Source organism: Micromonospora sp. NBC_00330 (assembly GCF_036136635.1).
GTDB lineage: Bacteria > Actinomycetota > Actinomycetes > Mycobacteriales > Micromonosporaceae > Micromonospora > Micromonospora salmantinae.
Genome location: NZ_CP108012.1, coordinates 4,459,670 through 4,478,755, shown reverse-complemented (window position 1 = coordinate 4,478,755; position 19,086 = coordinate 4,459,670). Strand labels below are relative to the sequence as shown.

Genomic DNA, 19,086 nt, shown 5'->3' with positions numbered 1-19,086 from the left:
TACGCCCGGATCGGGATTCGGCCCCTGGCGAACGCACCCCCGCGCCCGATCCGGTGGTTCCAGGGTGGGCCCGGGTCGATCCCCGATGTGACCGCCTCGTCACGCACCTAACGTCAGCACCGTTGACAGGGGGTTGACGTGACAGGGGGACCCGAGATGGGGAGAAGACCGGTGACGGTGCGGCTGGCGCGGTGGAGCGCCGAGCACCCGTGGCGGGCGATCGCACTGTGGGCCGTGTTCGTGGCGGTGTGCTTCGTGGGCGGCAGCGCCGCCGGACTCAACGAGGCCACCAGCGGTGACCAGGCGATCGGCGAGGCGGGGCGGGCCAGCCTGATCGTGGACGCCGGTGACTTCGACGACCCGGCCGTGGACAACGTCCTCATCACCTCCCGGGGTGGCGCGTTGGACCCGGCGGCGGCGAAGTCGGCGGCCGACGACGCGGCGGCCCGGCTGCGTACGGTCGCCGGGGTGGCCGGGGTGGGCCAGCCGGTCACCGCGCGGGACGGCTCGGCGCTGCTGCTGCCGATCACCATGTCGGGTGACCCGGAGACCGCCTCGGATCGGGTGCAGCCGTTGCGCGACGCCACCGCGACGGTGCAGGCCGCGCATCCCGGGCTGCGCGTCGAGCAGGTCGGCGGACCGTCGATCGGCCAGGCCCTCGACGACACCCTGGGTAAGGACTTCAAGCGCGCCGAGCTGCTCAGTCTGCCGGTCACCCTGGCGATCCTGATCATCGCGTTCGGCGCGCTGATCGCGGCGAGCGTGCCGGTGCTGCTGGCACTCTCCTCGGTGGCCGCCGCGATGGGTCTGTCCACCCTCGCCTCGCACCTGGTGCCGGCCACCGACACCACGGCACCGGTGATCCTGCTGATCGGCATGGCGGTCGGCGTCGACTACTCGCTGTTCTACATCCGTCGGGAGCGGGAGGAACGCGCCAAGGGTCGGTCCGGTCTGGACGCGGTGGAGATCGCCGCGGAGACCTCCGGGCACGCCGTGGTGGTCTCCGGCTTCGCGGTGATCATCTCGATGGCCGGGCTGCTGCTCGCCGGCGACGTCGTCTTCTCGTCCCTCGCCATCGGCTCGATCCTCGTGGTGGCCGTCGCGGTGACCGGTTCACTGACCGTCCTGCCCGCCCTGCTGGCCCGGCTCGGCCGTTGGGTGGACCGGCCCCGGGTGCCGCTGCTCTGGCGACTGACCGCGCCGCGTACCGGCCGGCACGGCGAGCCCCGCACGCCCCGGCTGTGGCCGGCGGTGCTCCGGCCCGCGCTGCGCGCGCCGGTGGCGACGCTTGTCATCTCGGTCGGGCTGCTGCTCGCGCTGGCCGCGCCGGCGCTCGGCATGAAGCTGAAGTTCCCCGGCATGGAGGACCTGCCCCGCACGACTCCGGCGATGCAGGCGTACGACCGGCTCACCGCCGCCTTCCCGAGCGCCGGCACCAATCACGTGGTGGCCGTCCGGGCGCCCGCCGACCAGGCCGACCGGGTGCGCGCCGCACTCACCGGCCTGTCCACCCGGGCGGCCGGCGATCCGCTGTTCGCCCCGGCCGAGGCGGACGGCCCGAAGATCGAGGTGTCGGCCGACCGGCGGGTCTCGGTGCTGGACGTCCCCACCCCGTACGCCAGTCGGGACGACCGGTCGGTGCAGTCGTTGGAGAAGCTGCGCGGGGACCTGGTCCCGGCCGAACTGCGGGGCATTCCCGGCATCGAGTACGCGGTGGGCGGGAGTGTCGCCGACAGCGAGGACTACGCCCAGCACGTCCGGGACAAGTTGCCGCTGGTCATGGGCTTCGTGCTGGTGCTGACCTTCCTGGTCATGACGTTCACCTTCCGGTCGGTGGTGATCGCGGCAAGCTCGATCGCGCTGAACCTGCTCTCCGCCGGCGCCGCGTACGGCCTCCTGGTGCTGATCTTCCAGGGCGAGTGGGCGCAGGGGCTGCTCGGCTTCACGTCGATGGGCGCGATCGTGTCCTGGCTGCCGCTGTTCCTGTTCGTGGTGCTCTTCGGCCTCTCGATGGACTACCACGTCTTCGTGGTCAGTCGGATCCGCGAGGGCGTCCGGTCCGGCCTGCCCAACCGCGACGCCGTGTCGTACGGGATCACGTCGTCGGCCGGGGTGGTGACCAGCGCGGCCATCGTGATGGTCGGGGTCTTCTCGATCTTCGCCACGCTGAGCACTATCGACATGAAGCAGCTCGGCATCGGTCTGGCGGCGGCGATCCTGCTGGACGCCACCATCATCAGGGGAGTGGTGCTGCCGGCGTTGATGACCATGCTCGGCGACGCCAACTGGTGGGCCCCGCGCTTCCTGCGCCCCCGCCCGGCGCCCGCGCCCACCGACCCGCCCGCCCCCGCCCCAGAGTTGGTCCCGGTCCCCTAACCACCGCCCCAGCCCAGCCCTGCCCCGCCCAGCCCTGCCCTGCCCCGCCCTCCTACCCCGCCGATCTTGCAGTTTCTGTCGCGACGAAGCGGGTCCAAACCGGCAAACTGGCAACCGAAAGTGCAAGATCGCGGGGGCGGGGGCGGGGGCGGGGGCGGGGGCGGGGCGAGGGCTGGCTCAGTGGGTCAGGGGAGTGGGCAGGGTTCGCGGGAGGCGTCCAGCGTGCGGTCCTTCCGGATCGACGCGAAGCCGTAGCCGACGGTGGTGACACAGAAGTCGTCGGTCGAGCCGGTGTACTCGACGTGGAAGACCGGCTTGCCGGCGTCGCTGAACGGCAGCAGTTTGGCGCACTGGGCGAGCCGGACGCACTCCTCGTTGACCGCGAAGTCGAAGTCCGGGGCCAGCGCGGCGAGCTGTGGCACGTCGTTGACCAGCCCGGGGGAGAGGCTCAGCGAGCGGGCCAGCTCGGCCAGCCGGCGGTTGAACAGCAGTTGGTCGTCGAAGTCGAGCGTAAAGCCGGTGCGCGCCGCGTACCCGTCGGCGTCGAAGAGCGCGACCGCGCCGAAGCCCTTGCCCCGGCAGAGCCGCAACCGGTCGGCCAGCACCGGTCGGAGCGCGTCCCAACTCCGGACGTCCAGCCACCGGCTGTCGGGTCGACGCCCGGCCGCGCCGCGGACGACCTCCGGGAACCGGCTGGCGTCCGGGTCGTCGGACCGGACCGATCCCACGTTCACCTGGCAGATCAACCGGCGGTCCCGGGAGCGCAGTTCGGCGGTCTGTGCGGCGGTGGTGGCCACCGCGTCGAGGAGGAAGACGTGGGCGTCCACCGCCGGGTCGAGCGGGCCGCTGAGCTGCCACTGCCACTGCCAGTGCCGGGCCTGCGACGCCGGCCACGCGGTGGGCGCGCCGGGCGGGGTCAGCGCGGGCCGGCACCCGTACGCCGGCGCCAGGAGCACGAGGGCGACGCTTGCGGACAGGACGCGGCGCAGTGGGCGTACGGCGACGTGTCGCCGCGGCCGGATCCGCATCGGCAGCTCCCGGGTCCCGGGCGGCCGGTCGCCGCCCGCACCGGTACGCGGCCCCCATGCTCCGGCCCGACGTACCTCACCGGGTCAACGAGCACGGGGGCGGGAACGACGCGCGGTCAGCGCGGTGCCGCGAAGACCTGCGTCCAGTACGGCCCGTTGCTGTTGGCGATGCCGACGCCGATCTCGGTGAACGCGCAGTTCAGGATGTTGGCCCGGTGGCCGGAGCTGTTCATCCAGGCGTCCATCACAGCGGCGGGGGTCTTCTGGTTCCAGGCCACGTTCTCGCCGTACGTGCGCCAGGTGTAGCCGACCCGGTCCAGCCGGGTGCCGGCGTTGCTGCCGTCGCTGCCGGTGTGCGACATGTTCTGGTTGTCGGCCTGGTCCTGACTGTGCCGCTGGGCGGCCGTCATCAGCTTGTCGTCGATGCTCAGCGCCTTGCAGCCGGCCTTGGCCCGCTCGGCGTTGACCAGGTCCACCACCTCGCGGGCCTGAGCGTTGACGGAGCCGCTGGAGCCGCTGGTGCCGTTGGAGCTGCCGGTGTTGCTCGGCGCGGTGCTGCGCTCGACGCTGCGGCGCGACGCGGCGGTGGTCCGCGACGACGCCGGCGTGGGCTTGACGACCTTGCTGGGCGACGGGCTCGGAGACGCCGGGGTGGGGATCGTCGACGGGGAGGGTGCGGCGAGGGTGTCCAGCGCCGGCTCTCCGGTCGGCGCGGCCGATGTGGCGAAGGAGTCGTCGACGGCCGTCGGTTGGGCGGCCCCGTCGTCACCGCCGGGCAGCGTGAGTGCGCCGACGCCGAAGCTCACCACGAGGGTGGCGGCCGCGGCCGCGCCCCCGATCATCAGCGGCCGGCGCCAGCGGCGTGGGGAGCGGTGCCGTCCCTCGCCGGGTCGGCCGGTCTCGGCGGCGCCGTGCAAGCCGTCGGTGGCCTGCGGGTAGGTGTCGGTGTGCCAACCGCCGGGCGCCTCGGCGCGCCAGCCGTCGGTGGTGTCCGGGGCCGGGCGGCTGTCGCCCCAGGCGTCGGTCTCGCCCTCCGGCTGGTAGGCCCCCCAGGCAGCGGTGTGGGCGTCGGCAGCCTCGGCGGGGATCTCCGGTTGCCGGCCGTCGGCGGGCTGCTCCCGGTGCCACTCGTCACCTGGCTGACCGGGCTCGTCGCCGAAGAGGTAGGCCGAGCGGGGCTCCGGGCGGTCGTGCAGCCAGGCCGGCTCGTCGGTCGGTCCCTCGGCGCGCCGGGGGGCGCCGTTCGGGTCCATCGGATCGGTCCAGCCGTACACGCCTATGCCTCCAGGGGTCGGTTGCGGGCCGGGGTGACGCTACGGCGCGCCTACGACCTGCGGCAACGTGGCTAAGAAAGAGTTAAGGGGAAGTCGGACGCCAAGGTGCGGACTTCCGCAGATCCGGGCGTACAGTAAAGGCGTCCGGACAGAGAGTGTCCGTGCCTTGCGGCAGCCCCCCGACAAGTGGACAGGTCGACGTAGAGATGATCTACGGCCTGCGAGAACTTGACGAAGGAGGGGTTTGCGGCTCAATATATAGGTGTCGCCAGTCGCGCCCGGTCATGCCCAGATACAGCCTGGAATGACAGCCGCGTATGAATTGGGCGCGCGTTGGCCGGCCTTTCCGGCAGCGCATATCAAGGAGTCAGCATGGCGAAGGCCCTCTACGGCCACGTAGGTGCAGCGCCCGACCGGCGTCTGCTCGACGAGGTCACCCGACTGCGTTCCAGGGTTCAGGCACTGGAGTTCGAGATCACGCGTCTGCGTGCCGACAATGATCGGCTCGCGGCGGCTGCGGCGGAGGCGGACGATCTGCTCCGTCTGGCCGAGCCGGCGCTGACCTGATCTTCAGGTCGTAAAAACTGAATCGCACCATCGCAAAAATGCGCGCCGACACCTCTGTGCCGGCGCGCAACACTGTCCGGGGCCTTTTCGACGCCGACGATTCGTGATCTTGCGGCTGATCGTGTGGGAAGCGCGCCGCGCAGTTACCGAAAAGCGCGCCGGCGGATAAGCCGATCATGAAAGGCGCTTGTCTTTCTCGCGGTCTTCCGAACAACAGCGCGCCCACTGTCGAGGCGACGCGGGGCGGGTCGCGTGCCGGGCCGCTCCCACCGGCGGGTTAGTCTGCGAGTTCACCCAGGTCCCCACAGCCGGCGACGGTACGGCGGCCACCGGACGAGGATCGAGTAGGTGTATCTCAAGAGCCTGACGGTGAAGGGGTTCAAGTCCTTCGCCTCCGCGACGACGTTGAAGCTGGAGCCCGGGATCACCTGTGTGGTGGGCCCGAACGGCTCGGGCAAGTCCAACGTCGTCGACGCCATCGCCTGGGTCCTCGGCGAGCAGGGCGCCAAGGCCCTCCGTGGCGGCAAGATGGAGGACGTCATCTTCGCCGGCACCGCCGGCCGGGCGCCGCTGGGTCGCGCCGAGGTCACCCTCACCATCGACAACACCGACGGCGCACTGCCGATCGAGTACACCGAGGTCTCCATCACCCGCCGGATGTTCCGCTCCGGCGAGAGCGAGTACGAGATCAACGGCAACTCGTGCCGGTTGCTCGACATCCAGGAGCTGCTCTCCGACTCCGGCATCGGCCGGGAGATGCACATCATCGTCGGGCAGGGCCGCCTCGACGGGATGCTGCACGCCAAGCCGGAGGACCGTCGGGCGTTCATCGAGGAGGCGGCCGGCGTCCTCAAGCACCGCAAGCGCAAGGAAAAGGCGCTCCGCAAGCTCGACGCGATGCAGGTGAATCTCAATCGCTTGACCGACCTGACGGCCGAGCTGCGTCGTCAGCTCAAGCCGTTGGGCCGGCAGGCCGAGGTGGCCCGGCGAGCCGCCGCCATCCAGGCCAACCTGCGCGACGCCCGGTTGCGGCTGCTCGCCGACGACCTGGCCACCCTGCGGAACACCCTCGACCGGGAGATCGCCGACGAGACCGCGCTGCGTGAGCGGCGCGAGCAGATCGAGGGTGAGCACACCGAGGTGCAGGGCCGGCTCGGCGAGTTGGAGGCCGCCCTCGCCCAGGACGCGCCGCTGCTCGCCGCCGCCCAGGACACCTGGTACAAGCTCTCCGCCCTCCAGGAGCGCTTCCGTTCGATCGAGCAGTTGGCCCGGGAGCGGCTGCGGCACCTCAGCGCCACCGGCGACGACGAGCGGCCCGGCCGCGACCCGGACCAGCTGGAGGCCGAGGCGGAACGCGTCCGCGAGCAGGAGGAGGAGCTGCGCGGCGCGCTCACCGACGACCAGATCCGACTGGCCGAGGCGGTCGAGCACCGCCAGGAGTTGGAGCGGCAGTTGGCCGCAGCCGAGCGCGAGCTGGTCGCCGCGGCCAAGGCCATCGCCGATCGGCGCGAGGGGATGGCCCGGCTCACCGGCCAGGTCAACTCCGCCCGGGCCCGGACCACCAGCGCCGGCGAGGAGATCGAACGCCTCGCCATCGCGCACGCCGACGCGCTGGGCCGTGCCGAGCAGGCGCAGGCCGACCTGGACGCGGTCGTCGCCCAGTCCACCGAGGCCGACCGGGACAACGCGGACCTGGACGCCCGGCACGCCGAGGCGGTCGCCGTGCAGGAACGGGCCCAGGCCACCGTCCGGTCGCTGTCCGACGCCGAGCGGGCGGCGGAGAAGGACGCCGCCACCTGGAAGGCCCGCGAGGAGGCGCTCGCCCTGGGGCTGCGGCGCAAGGACGGCGCGGGGGCGCTGCTCGCCCGCGCCGGAGACGTGCCCGGTCTGCTCGGCAGCCTCGCCGGGTTGCTCACCGTCGCGCCCGGTCACGAGGCCGCGCTGGCCGCCGCGCTCGGCGGCCTCGCCGACGCTGTCGCCGTCAGCGGGGTGGACGAGGCAGTCGAGGCGATGCGGCTGTTGAAGATCTCCGACGCCGGTCGGGCCGGCCTGCTGGTCGGCAGCCCGGCCGGTCCCGGCATGACCGGCTCCGCCGACGCGCTGCGCCCGAAGCTGCCGGACGACGCCCGGTGGGCACCCGACCTGGTGGAGTGCAGCGCCGAGCTTCGTCCGGCGGTGCACCGGGCCCTGCGGGACGTGGCGCTCGTCGACGATCTCGCCGCCGCCGCCGAGCTGGTCGCCAGCAACCCCGAGCTGCGGGCGGTCACCCCGGACGGCGACGTCGTCGGGGCGTACGCGGCGGCGGGCGGGTCGGCCAAGGCCCCCAGCTACATCGAGGTGCAGGCCGCCGTCGAGGAGGCCCGCGCCAACCGTGTCACCGCCGAACGCGCTGGCCTGGAGCTGCGTGACCAGTTGGTCGAGGCGCGTGCGGAGGTGGCGGCCGCCAAGGAGGCCGTGCAGCACGCCGCCGCCGAGAAGCGCGAGGCGGAGAGCCACCGCAACGCCGCCGCTCGCCGGCTGGCCGAGCTGGGCGCGGCGGCCCGTTCCGCGAAGGCCGAGACCGACCGGCTCGGCGACTCCCGCTCCCGCGCGGAGGCGGCCCGGCAACGGGACCTCACCGCGCTCGCCGAGTTGGAGGAGCGGCTGCGGCTGGCCGAGGAGACCCCTGTCGACGCCGAGCCCTCCGCCGAGGAACGGGATCAACTGGCGGCCATGGTGCCGCAGGCCCGGCAGAACGAGATGGAGGTCCGGCTCGCCGTGCGTACCGCCGAGGAGCGGGTCTCCTCGATCGCCGGCCGGGCCGACTCGCTCACACGGCAGGCGACCGCGGAGCGGGCCGCCCGGGAACGCGCGGCGGCCCGGCGGGCCGCTCGCGCTCGCGGCGCGGGCATCGCCCGGTCCGTCGCCGGAGGCGCTCGGGAGGCGCTGACCCGGCTGACCACCTCGATCGCGAGGGCGGAGGAGCACCGTGACGCGGTCGCCCTGGAACGCGCCGCGCGGGAGGCGGAGCTTCAGGAGGTACGCGGTGCCGCCAAGCGGCTCGGCGCGGAGTTGGAGCGGCTGACCAGCCAGGTGCACCGCGACGAGGTGGCCCGGGCGGAGCAGCGGTTGCGCATCGAGCAGCTGGAGGCGAAGGCCGCCGAGGACTTCGGGCTGGACGTGGAGACGCTGGTCGCCGAGTACGGTCCGACTCAGCCCGTTCCGCCGACCCAGGTTGATGTGGCGGCGGCCGAACGTGACGGTCTGCCGGTGCCCGAGCCGGTGCGCTACGAGCGGCCGGTGCAGGAGAAGCGGGCCGCGAAGGCGGAACGCGAACTCGCCCTGCTCGGCAAGGTCAACCCACTCGCGCTGGAGGAGTTCGCTGCGCTGGAGGAGCGTTTCAAGTTCCTCTCCGAGCAGTTGGAGGACCTCAAGGCCACCCGTCGGGACCTGCTCACAGTGGTCAAGGACGTGGACGAGCGGATCCTGGAGGTCTTCGCCAGTGCCTTCGAGGACACCGCCCGCGAGTTCGAGCAGGTGTTCACGGTGCTCTTCCCCGGTGGCGAGGGGCGGCTGATCCTCACCGAGCCGGATGACCTGCTCACCACCGGCGTCGAGGTGGAGGCCCGCCCGCCGGGCAAGAAGATCAAGCGGCTGTCGCTGCTCTCCGGTGGCGAGCGGTCGCTGACCGCTGTGGCCATGTTGGTGGCGATCTTCCGCGCCCGGCCCAGCCCGTTCTACATCATGGACGAGGTGGAGGCGGCCCTGGACGACGTCAACCTGGGCCGGCTGATCCTGTTGCTGGCACAGTTGCGCGAGAAGAGTCAGCTGATCGTCATCACGCACCAGAAGCGGACGATGGAGATCGCCGACGCGCTCTATGGCGTGACCATGCGCAGTGGGGTCACCCAGGTGATCAGCCAACGGCTCAACCGGGCCGACGAGGACGACCAGCGGCACGGCCGCGGCGAGGAGAACGGGTAGTGGCTCGGGAACGCGCGACGGCGCTCCTGCTGGACTTCGACGGCGTACTGCGCCGGTGGGACCCGGCGGTGGCCGCCGTCGTCGAGCGGGAGTACGGCCTCTCCGAGGGGGTGCTCGGTGAGATCGCCATGCAGTGGGGGCGGCTCCAGCCGGTGCTCACCGGCCAGGTCAACCACGCCGAGTGGATGACCAGCGTGGCGGACGCCCTGGCCGAATCGGTGGGCAGCCCGGAACGGGCCCGCGCCGCTGTGGAGCAGTGGCAGAGCTACCGGGGAGAGGTCGACCAGGAGGTGCTGGCGTTCGTTCGGGAGGCCCGGGCGGCGGGCATCCGGGTCGGGCTGGGCACCAACGCCACCGACCTGCTCGACGCCGACCTGGCCGCCCTCGGCCTGGTCGGCGAGCTGGACGTGGTGGTCAACTCCTCGGTGATCGGCGTGCACAAGCCGGCCCCGGAATACTTCAAGGCCGCCTGCGTGGCCCTGGCCACCCCGCCGGCCCGGGTCCTCTGCGTCGACGACGAGGACTGGGCCGTGCGGGGTGCCCGGTCGGCAGGGCTGTCGGCGCACCGCTGGGGCGGCCACGCCGACCTGCGTTACCTGCGGGCGGCCCTGGACTACTGAGCGTTTGTCACTCGCCGGTGACGCCGTCGATGCGTTCCCGGATCAGGTCGGCGTGGCCGTTGTGCCGGGCGTACTCCTCGATCATGTGCACGTACACCCAGCGCAGGTTGAAGGTGCGCTTCTTCGCGCCGACCTCGGTGAACGTCTCGTCGAGCGAATGGCCGGCGGCAGCCTCGCGGGCCAGCGCCACCTCGCGGTGGAAGATGGCGAAGTCGGCGACGGCGTCGGCGGCGCTGACGTCGTGGTCGGCGTCCGGGTTCTCCGGGGTGAAGTACGGGTAGTCGACAGGCTCACCGGCGAAGTTCTCCCGGAACCACCAGGCCTCCACCTCGGCCAGGTGGCGGACCAGGCCGAGCAGGGTCAGCCCGGACGGTTCCACGCTCGGCGTCCGCAACTGCTCCTCGGTCAGGCCGGCGCACTTGAGCAGCAGCGTCTGTCGGTGGTAGTCGAGCCAGCCGTCGAGCATGGTGCGCTCGTCGCCGACGTACGGTTCGGGGGTCCGGGTGATCTCCGGCGCGATCCAGGTCATGCCGCGCATCCTGCCTGGCACCTCGGACATGCCGCGACGGGTTATCAGGGCACCACGACGACCGGCCAGCGGCCGGCGCGGACCAGCCGGGTGGCGACCGAGCCGACCAGCCGGTGTCCTGCCTGCTCGGAGGCGCCGACCACCACCATGTCGGCCTGGAACTCGTCGGCCGCCGCGCACAGCTCGCCGTACGCGTCGCCGCGCCGCACCAGCAGGGTCATCGGAATGCCCCACTGCTCGGCCCCACGCCGGCACTCCCGGCGCAGCTCGTCGGTCAACTCGTCGTGGGTGCGCTGGACCGCGCCGGCGTCCATGCCGGGCACCAGGGCGGTCAGTCCGCTCGGTGAGCTGACGAAGACCACCACCAGCGCGGCGCCCTGCCGGCGGGCCAGACCGGCTGCGTAGGCACCGGCCCGCTCGGAGGTGCGGGTGCCGTCGACGCCCACCATGATCACCCGAGGACCGTCCGTACCGCGCTCGAAGGGCAGCGGTCGGGTCCGTGGGCCGTACTCCTCGCGGTCCGGTGCTCCCACGCCCATGGCTCTACCTCACCTCTGCTCGCCGGTACGGATCACGGGTGCGCCAGCGCCGGCGGCGACTGTCGATTCCCGCTCGACCTGGTCGGAAACCGGGTCGCCGTTGTGCTGGCGCAGCGGCACCTCCTTGATGAAGGCCACAGCGATCAGCGCGATCAGCGCGAACGGGGCGGCGGCCAGGAAGATGTCACCGGCGCCGTGGCCGTACGCGCTCTCCACCACCGCCCGCAGTGGGCCGGGCAGGGTGTGCACGTCGGGCAGGGCGCCGCCGCTGCCGGAGCTGGAGGCGGGGATGCCGAGTTGGGCCAGGCCGTCGGCGGTGTAGTCCTTGACCTTGTGGGCGAGCACCGCGCCGAGGGCGGATACGCCGATCGCGCCACCCAGGCTGCGGAAGAACGCCACCACCGAGCTGGCCGCGCCGAGTTCGTGCGGGCCGACGGTGTTCTGCACGGCGAGGACCAGGTTCTGCATGGTCATGCCCAGGCCGACGCCGATCAGCAGCATGTAGACGCTGAGCAGTGTGAAGCTGGTGTCGGCGCGCAGGGTGCCCATCAGCGCGAAGCCGATGGTGAGCAGCGCCGACCCGATCACCAGGTACCGCTTCCAGCGGCCGGTCTTGCTGATGACCCGCCCGATGACGGTGGAGGCGACCAGCAGGCCGAGGATCATCGGCAGGGTCATCAGACCTGACATGGTCGGGCTCTGACCGCGGCTGATCTGGAAGTACTGGCCCAGGAAGATCGACGCGCCGAACATGCCCACGCCGACCGCGATGCTGGCGACGACGGCGAGGGTGATGGTGCGGTTGCGGAACAGCCGCGGCGGGATCATCGGCTCGGCGGCCCGGGTCTCGACCCGGATGGCCAGCGCGCCGAGGACCAGCGCGCCGACGACCATGACGGCGGTCTCCCAGGAGGCCCAGGCGAACTGGTCGCCGGCGAGCGAGACCCAGATCAGCAGCACCGAGACGGCCGCGGTGATCAGGGTGGCGCCCCACCAGTCGATCTCGGCCTTCCGCTTGACCACGGGCAGGTGCAGGGTCTTCTGGAGCACGATCAGCGCGAGGATGGCGAACGGCACGCCGACGTAGAAGCACCAGCGCCAGCCGAGCCAGGAGGTGTCCACGATCACGCCGCCGATCAGCGGGCCGCCGATGGTGCCGACGGCCATCACGGCGCCGAGGTAGCCGCTGTAGCGGCCGCGTTCGCGGGGCGCGATCATCGTGGCCATGATCACCTGGGCCAGCGCGGTGAGGCCGCCGGCGCCGACGCCCTGGAGCACCCGGCAGGCGATCAGCTCACCGGTGCCCTGGGCGAGGCCGGCCAGCACCGAGCCCAGCACGTAGATCCCCAGGGCGAGCTGGACCAGTGTCTTCTTGCTGGTCAGGTCGGCCATCTTGCCCCAGATGGGGGTGGTCGCTGTGGTCGCGAGCAGGGCCGAGGTCACCACCCAGGTGTACGCGGACTGGCCGCCGTGCAGTTCGGTGATGATCCGCGGCAGCGCGTTCGAGATGACCGTGGAGGAGAGGATCGCGACGAACAGACCCAGCAGCAGGCCGGAGAGTGCTTCCAGGATCTGCCGGTGGGTCATTGTCACGGCGGTCGCCTGGGGAGGCGCTGTCGCCTGGCTCATCGTTTGTTGCCTCCGAGCGGAGTCGAGGTGGAACGGCGGGGCTGGTACGCACGGGCCGCCTGGGAGTTGCCTGAGGCAACGGTATGCCTTGGTTGCCTGAAGCAACAACTTGTCGGATCGACGCTCTATTCCCCCGCGTTGGGAGCTACTGCCAGGAGTCGTTGAACCGGCCGAGCAGCCGGGCGAACTCCTCGACGTCCCGCTCCGGCCAGCCGTCCAGCGCGCGCAGGAACTCGCCCAGCCGGGCCGCGCGGGCCACGTCGAACCGGCGCTGCCCCTCGTCGGTGAGGCTGATCTGCGCGGCCCGCCGGTCACTCGGATCGGGGTCGCGGTGCACCAGACCGAGGACTTCCAGGGCGTTTATCTGCCGGCTCAGCGTCCCCTTGCCCACGCCCAGCCGCGCCGCCAACTCGGTCAACCGGATCGACCCGCTACGACGCAACCAGAGCAGCAACCCGTAGGTGTTCGGCTCCAGGTTCGGGTGCACCTCCCGGGCGATCTCCCAGGAGACCGCCCGGCCACGGCGCAGCAGAGCGGTCAACTCGTGCTCAACCGCCCGGATCGGCTCCGGCAGGTGCTCGTCCACGGCGTAGAGACTACGGCGCGGCCGGCTCACCGTCGCCGGAGAGTCGACGCCGCATCACCGGGCGTAGGTGCCCGTCCTTGGTGGTGCCCTCGATGACCACGTCGGCCCCGCGCCCGTGATGGGTCAGGGTGGCGACAGCGTTACCGAAGTACGGGCCGGCCAACTTGCGCCAGCGCACCCCCGGTCGACGTACGCCCGCCGAACGGGCCAGCGCCCGCGTGGCACCGGCCGGACCGGGCGACCAGCCCAGCCGCATCAGCGGACGGATGCCCGCCGGCACCTGGTTGTGGATCGGCGAACAGGTGAGCTGGTGCACCGGGGTGACCACCGCCGGGTCCGCGAACCGGGCCCGCGCCACGTACGAGTGGTGCACGTCACCGGAGAGCACGCTGATCGACGCCGGTGGGGCGTACGCCGGGCCGGCCCCGACCCGCGCGCCGGACTGCCGCGGCGTGCCGGTGCCGATGCGGGCGAACGTCTCCGCGAGCGCCTCGAAGGACCGCCGGAACGCCGCCCAGTGCTCCAGGTCCAGGGCACGGCGCAGCTTCTCCGCCCCGCGCGCCACCCACGGTCGGCGTGAGTCCGCCAGTTTCTCGTTCCACGCCTCGATGTGGTGGATGCCCTGCGGCAGCAGCCAGGGCAGCGAGGCGCCCACCACCAGGTGGTCGTAGACCCCGTGCGCCTGGTCGAGGAACCAGGCCCACTCGCCGGGCGGCAACATCGCCCGGCTGTTGGGCTCGAGCACGCGGCTGCACCGGTTGTCCAGCATGACCAGCCGCGTCCGGCCCAGGTCCAGTGCGTAGCTCCACTGATACTGCACCGCGCGCCAGCGCTCGGTGTCGTGCGCCAGGTCGGACTCCTGGTCGACCCGGTGGCCGAACTCGCGCAGGACGCTGGTGGCGTCCTCGGCTGCGGCGACCTTCGCGAAGACCGGATCGGCGGCGATCTCGTCGGGGGAGAGGTTGCCCAGGTGCTGGTAGACCCAGTAGGAGGCGAGCCCACTGCCGATCCGCTCCTGCCACCACGGCTGCTCGCGCACCTCGGCTCGCCACGCCGCCGAGGTGTTCCAGTCGTCGATGATCTCGTGATCGTCGAAGATCATCACGCTGGGCACCGTAGAGAGCAGCCAGCGGATCTCCGGATCACGCCAGGACTCCAGGTAGAGCTTGGTGTACTCGTCGAAGCTCACCACCTGGTCGGCCGGAGCGCCCTTCGGCCGCCGCCGCCGTCGACGCAGCAGCCGACGCACGGTCGGCGAGGTGACGTCGGCGTAGACCTGGTCACCGAGCAGAACCAGCAGGTCGGGCAGCGGGGTCGACTCCGGGTCGGCCATCAACCGCCGGGCGTACGCGTCCAACGCGTCCGGTGGCAGCTTGCGGGTGGTGGCGTGCTGGGTGGTCTCGCGGCACGACCCGAAGATCAGATTGACCGGCTGGTCCCGATCGTCGGCGGCCCGGGTGCGGATCACGCTCGGCGGGAACCCGCTGCTCGGCACCGGCCAGACGATCTCGTCGTCGACCAGCACCTCGTAGGTGGTCTCGCTGTCCGGGGCGAGGCCCTCCACCACCACGAGGGCGTAGTGGTGGTCGTACGCCGAGAAGGTGGGCGCGGTGCCGGTGGCGCCGCTGGCGGTGCGGACGGTGACCACGGCGGGCGCCGCCGTCTCCACCCAGATCGTCGCCCGGGTGTCCACCACTCGCCGCAGAAGTGGGCCGATGAGGAGGTGTGCGGCGGGCATGCGGCCGAGCCTACCGCCGGTCCCCGGCACCGGCCGGGCCCGGTGGCTGAGACTCCGAGCACCGCTTCGGGCGCGGCTCGGGGTGCGGTGGCTGGGACGCCGCCGCCGGCATCTGACAGGATTCCGGCATGGCCGAATATCTCGTCCTCGCTCTGGTCCTGCTCGGTGTGCTGATCGCCGGCACGGTCGGGCTGGTCGTGCCGCGATTGCGGCGGCGGCCCGAGCCCCCGCTGCCACGCACCGAGGTCGACACCAGGGCCGAGGAGGATCTCGCCGGCCCGCCGGTCGAGGCACCGGAGTCCGATCTGTCCACCGGCGTCCTGGTCGAGCCGCCGCCGGTGCTCGAACCGCAGGTCGAGGTGCCCGAGCCGACCGCCGGGCGGCTGGTCCGGCTCCGCTCGCGGCTGTCCCGCTCACAGAACGTGTTCGGCAAGAGCCTGCTCGGCCTGCTCGCTCGTGACCACCTCGACGAGGACGTCTGGGAGGAGATCGAGGACAGCCTGATCACCGCCGACGTCGGCGTCGACGCCACCCGCGACATCGTCGACCGGCTCCGCGAGCGCACCCGGGTGCTCGGCACCCGCTCTGCCTCCGAGCTGCGGGCGCTGCTCGCCGCCGAGCTGGTCAACGCGCTCGACCCGAGCCTGGACCGCTCGTTGCGGACCGCCCCCAAGGACGGCGTGCCGGCGGTGGTCCTGGTCGTCGGCGTCAACGGCGCCGGCAAGACCACCACCTGCGGCAAGATCGCCCGGGTGCTGGTGGCCGACGGTCGCAGCGTGCTGCTCGGCGCGGCGGACACCTTCCGGGCCGCCGCCGCCGACCAGCTGGAGACCTGGGGCTCGCGCGTCGGAGCGGAGACCGTGCGGGGCCCTGAGGCCGCCGACCCGGCCAGCGTCGCGTTCGACGCCGTCAAGCGCGGCATCGACACCGGCGTGGACACCGTGCTCATCGACACTGCCGGCCGCCTGCAGAACAAGGTCGGCCTGATGGACGAGCTGGGCAAGGTCAAGCGCGTGGTGGAGAAGCAGGGCCCGATCGACGAGACACTGCTCATCCTGGACGCCACCACCGGGCAGAACGGCCTGGAGCAGGCCCGGGTCTTCACCGAGGTGGTCAACGTGACCGGGGTGGTGCTGACCAAGCTCGACGGCACCGCCAAGGGCGGCATCGTGATCGCCGTGCAGCGCAAGCTCGGCATCCCCGTGAAGCTGGTCGGCCTCGGCGAAGGCAAGGACGACCTGGCCCCGTTCGACCCGGCGCAGTTCGTCGACGCGTTGCTGGGGACCGAGGCCACCGGCCGGGACGCGTAGTCTCGGGTGACCACTGACGATCGCGCGTACGCGGGCTGGCGTGACCCTGGCCATCCTTCGCAGCGCCTCGGGAGACCGTACGTGACTTCGCAGGAGATCCCGCTGCACGGCGGCAACGTGAGCACCGTCGTCCGCGTGGGTGACACGGTCCGACGCAACGCCGGGCCGTGGACCCCGTCCGTGCACGCGCTGCTGCGCCACCTGGAGTACGTGGGGTTCACCGGCGCCCCCCGGGCGCTCGGGATGGACGAGCGCAACCGTGAGGTGTTGTCGTACCTGGAGGGGGAGTGCGGAGAATATCCGCTCGCCCCGCACTGGGTGACCGACGAGGCCCTGGTCACCGTCGCCACCATGCTGCGCATGTTCCACGACGCGCAGTACGGCTTCACCCCTCCGCAGGCGGCGGTCTGGCGCTCGTTCGGGCCCCCACCACCGGACACCGAGGTGATCTGCCACCACGACGCCGCGCCGCACAACGTGATCTGGCGTCCGGACGGCACCCTCGGGCTGATCGACTTCGACCTCGCCTCGCCCGGAGCGCGGATCTACGACGTGGCGTACGCGGCCTGGACCTGGGTGCCGATCTTCGCGGACCGTGACTCGATCACGCTGGGCTGGAAGCACCCGGACCGCCCGCGCCGCCTCCGGCTCTTCGCCGACGCGTACGGGCTGATCCCCCGGGACCGGCACCGGCTGATCCGGACCATCCGTAAACGGATCGTGGACCACGTCGAGGGGATTCGGCGGATGGCCGCCGCCGGTGAGCCGGCGTTCGTCCGGATCGTGCACAAGGGCCACCTGCGTCGACCGATGCGCGATCTGCGGCTGCTCGACTACGAGCGGCACGCCCTGGAGAACGCCCTCCGCTGAGCGCGGGTCGGGCGATGCTCGGCCGGGGGTGTCAGGCGCACCGGTCGATGCCGTTGACCGGTCAGCCATCGACGATCGCCGTCCGGTCGATCCACAGTCGTCCATGCTGATGACTGTGCGGAGTTCGTGACACGTCCGAAACAACCCGTCACGAAACGGAAACCCGCACGGGACCCAAAGTGAAACAGCCGGCCGCGAAGCTTCCGCGCAACCGGCCTACGGGCGACGCTGCCCCGGAAAGCCGCGAAGGAGGACTTCACCTTTAGGAGGCCAGCGTGCCTGAAGCACCGACGATCGACGGCGCCAATACCACGTGGCTGCTGGTTTCGACCGCGCTCGTGCTGCTCATGACCCCCGGACTGGCGCTGTTCTACGGCGGCCTCAACCGGGCCAAGGGCGTACTCAACATGATGATGATGAGCTTCTCGGCTATCGGGCTCATCTCTATTCTGTGGTGGTTCTACGGATTCAGCGTCGCCTTCGGGACCGACGTGAACGGCTTCTGGGGCGACCCGGGCGCGTACCTCGGCACCAAGACGTTCCTCGCCGAAACCGACCTGTGGGGCGCCACGGCGGAGAACCCCAGCGGCATCGGCGTCCCGCTCTACGTGTTCATGGCCTTCCAGATGGTCTTCGCGGTGATCACCGTCGCGCTGATCAGCGGTGCCATCGCCGACCGGGCCAAGTTCGCCGGCTGGCTGCTGTTCGCCTTCGGCTGGGCCACCCTGGTCTACTTCCCGGTCGCCCACTGGGTGTGGGGCGGCGGCATCATCGGCGGCGACATCCACGCACTGGACTTCGCCGGTGGCACCGCGGTGCACATCAACGCCGGTGCGGCGGCCCTGGCCGTGGTCCTGGTCCTCGGAAAGCGGCTCGGTTGGCCGCGTGAGGGCATGAAGCCGCACAACATCCCGCTTGTCGCCCTCGGTGCTGGTCTGCTGTGGTTCGGCTGGTTCGGGTTCAACGCCGGCTCGGAGCTGACAGTCGACTCGGTCGCCGGCCTCGCCTTCATCAACACCCAGCTCGCCACGGCGGCGGCGGTGCTCGGCTGGATCGCTGTCGAGTGGGTCAAGGACCGTAAGCCGACAATGGTCGGTGCCTCGTCCGGCGCAGTCGCCGGTCTGGTCGCCATCACCCCGGCCTGCGGCTTCATCGCACCGTGGGCGTCCGTCCTGCTCGGCATCGTCGCCGGTGTCGTGTGCGCGCTCGCCGTCAGCCTCAAGTACAAGCTCGGCTACGACGACTCGCTCGACGTGGTCGGCGTGCACTTCGTCGGTGGTTGGATCGGCTCGCTCTGGCTCGGTCTCTTCGCCACCAACTCGGTGAACGCCGCGATCACCGACGTGGTGGGGGCCTCCGACGGCCTCTTCTACGGCGGCGGCGCGACCCAGCTCGGGCGGCAGGCCCTCGCCGGCCTGATCGTCACCGTCTGGTCGTTCGGCATCGCCTGGGTGCTCGCCTTCGTCATCGAGAAGACGATCGGCTTCCGGGTGAAGGCCGAGGCGGAGGTCGAGGGCATCGACATCGCCGAGCACGCCGAGAGCAGCTACGACCTGTCCCCGGCCGGCGGCGGCACGGGCGGCGCGTTCGCGATGGCCGGCATCGGCACCCCCGGTGGTGGCGCGACGAGCGGTGCCAAGTCGGAGGCGGAGCCCGCCGAGCCGGTCAGCGAAAAGGTCGCCGGTTAACGTTCCTGGGATGGAGGGGTTGGACATGAAGCTGGTGACCGCAGTCATCAAGCCGTACCAACTGGACGCGGTGAAGGAGGCCCTGCACGCCCTCGGGGTGGCCGGGCTGACCGTCAGCGAGGTTCAGGGGTACGGGCGGCAGAAGGGGCACACCGAGGTCTACCGGGGTGCCGAGTACACGGTCGAGTTCCTGCCCAAGATCCGGGTCGAGGTGCTCACCGACGAGATCGACGTCGACAAGGTGGTGGACGCCATCGTCGGAGCGGCCCGCACGGGCAAGATCGGTGACGGCAAGGTCTGGGTCACCGGTGTCGAAGAGGTCGTCCGGGTACGTACCGGCGAACGCGGCCTCGACGCACTCTGACGCGG

15 protein-coding genes are annotated in these 19,086 nt (G+C 71.6%); 8 read left to right on the top strand and 7 right to left on the bottom strand.

Going from position 1 to position 19,086, the window contains the following annotated elements; all coding sequences use genetic code 11:
• Positions 1-156 precede the first annotated feature (156 nt).
• Positions 157-2,376: an MMPL family transporter gene (locus OG598_RS20095; RefSeq protein ID WP_328650580.1), complete on the top strand. Its 2,220-nt coding sequence runs from the start codon at positions 157-159 to the stop codon at positions 2,374-2,376.
• Between the two features lie 185 nt (positions 2,377-2,561).
• On the opposite strand, the gene OG598_RS20090 is transcribed toward OG598_RS20095, so the two are convergent.
• Both OG598_RS20090 and OG598_RS20085 read right to left on the bottom strand, forming a co-directional pair.
• Complete coding sequence (locus OG598_RS20090; RefSeq protein ID WP_328650579.1) at positions 2,562-3,404, bottom strand: endo alpha-1,4 polygalactosaminidase; 843 nt, start codon at positions 3,402-3,404, stop codon at positions 2,562-2,564.
• Positions 3,405-3,520: 116 nt separating this feature from the next.
• Complete coding sequence (locus tag OG598_RS20085) at positions 3,521-4,678, bottom strand: CAP domain-containing protein (RefSeq protein ID WP_328650578.1); 1,158 nt, start codon at positions 4,676-4,678, stop codon at positions 3,521-3,523.
• Positions 4,679-5,050: 372 nt separating this feature from the next.
• Between OG598_RS20085 and OG598_RS20080 the strand changes: the two genes are divergently transcribed.
• From OG598_RS20080 to OG598_RS20070, 3 genes are all read left to right on the top strand, one after another.
• The gene (locus OG598_RS20080) at positions 5,051-5,245 is read left to right on the top strand and encodes a hypothetical protein (RefSeq protein WP_030487463.1); all 195 of its coding nucleotides are present in this window, start codon (positions 5,051-5,053) and stop codon (positions 5,243-5,245) included.
• A gap of 348 nt (positions 5,246-5,593) precedes the next feature.
• Positions 5,594-9,208, top strand: coding sequence for a chromosome segregation protein SMC (gene smc, locus OG598_RS20075; RefSeq protein WP_328650577.1), 3,615 nt, complete (start codon positions 5,594-5,596; stop codon positions 9,206-9,208).
• A complete protein-coding gene (locus tag OG598_RS20070; protein WP_112736212.1) occupies positions 9,208-9,828 on the top strand; it encodes an HAD family hydrolase in 621 nt (206 codons plus the stop codon). Before smc ends, OG598_RS20070 begins: the two co-directional genes overlap by 1 nt.
• 7 nt (positions 9,829-9,835) lie before the next feature.
• Here the strand turns inward: OG598_RS20070 and OG598_RS20065 are convergent, their stop codons facing one another.
• From OG598_RS20065 to OG598_RS20045, 5 genes are all read right to left on the bottom strand, one after another.
• A complete protein-coding gene (locus OG598_RS20065) occupies positions 9,836-10,357 on the bottom strand; it encodes a DinB family protein (RefSeq protein ID WP_328650576.1) in 522 nt (173 codons plus the stop codon).
• Positions 10,358-10,401: 44 nt separating this feature from the next.
• Positions 10,402-10,896, bottom strand: a complete 495-nt coding sequence (locus OG598_RS20060) for a universal stress protein (RefSeq protein WP_442931328.1) — start codon at positions 10,894-10,896, stop codon at positions 10,402-10,404.
• Between the two features lie 9 nt (positions 10,897-10,905).
• Positions 10,906-12,525 carry an MDR family MFS transporter gene (locus tag OG598_RS20055; protein WP_328650575.1) on the bottom strand — a complete coding sequence of 540 codons (1,620 nt, stop codon included), beginning with the start codon at positions 12,523-12,525 and terminating at the stop codon, positions 10,906-10,908.
• Positions 12,526-12,670: 145 nt separating this feature from the next.
• Positions 12,671-13,111, bottom strand: coding sequence for a MarR family winged helix-turn-helix transcriptional regulator (locus tag OG598_RS20050; RefSeq protein WP_238681244.1), 441 nt, complete (start codon positions 13,109-13,111; stop codon positions 12,671-12,673).
• Between the two features lie 10 nt (positions 13,112-13,121).
• Positions 13,122-14,849 (bottom strand): alkaline phosphatase D family protein, encoded by a 1,728-nt coding sequence (locus OG598_RS20045; RefSeq protein ID WP_328650574.1) that lies wholly within the window; start codon positions 14,847-14,849, stop codon positions 13,122-13,124.
• Between the two features lie 128 nt (positions 14,850-14,977).
• Here OG598_RS20045 and ftsY point away from each other — a divergent pair, with 128 nt between their 5' ends.
• The 4 genes from ftsY (at position 14,978) to OG598_RS20025 (ending at position 19,081) form a co-directional block, all read left to right on the top strand.
• A complete protein-coding gene (ftsY, locus tag OG598_RS20040) occupies positions 14,978-16,159 on the top strand; it encodes a signal recognition particle-docking protein FtsY (RefSeq protein ID WP_112603473.1) in 1,182 nt (393 codons plus the stop codon).
• A gap of 6 nt (positions 16,160-16,165) precedes the next feature.
• On the top strand, positions 16,166-17,029 hold the full coding sequence (locus OG598_RS20035; RefSeq protein ID WP_181539524.1) for a phosphotransferase: 864 nt from the start codon (positions 16,166-16,168) through the stop codon (positions 17,027-17,029).
• Between the two features lie 275 nt (positions 17,030-17,304).
• Positions 17,305-18,717 carry an ammonium transporter gene (locus OG598_RS20030; RefSeq protein WP_328650573.1) on the top strand — a complete coding sequence of 471 codons (1,413 nt, stop codon included), beginning with the start codon at positions 17,305-17,307 and terminating at the stop codon, positions 18,715-18,717.
• 25 nt (positions 18,718-18,742) lie between these two features.
• Complete coding sequence (locus tag OG598_RS20025; RefSeq protein WP_172862163.1) at positions 18,743-19,081, top strand: P-II family nitrogen regulator; 339 nt, start codon at positions 18,743-18,745, stop codon at positions 19,079-19,081.
• Positions 19,082-19,086 lie beyond the last annotated feature (5 nt).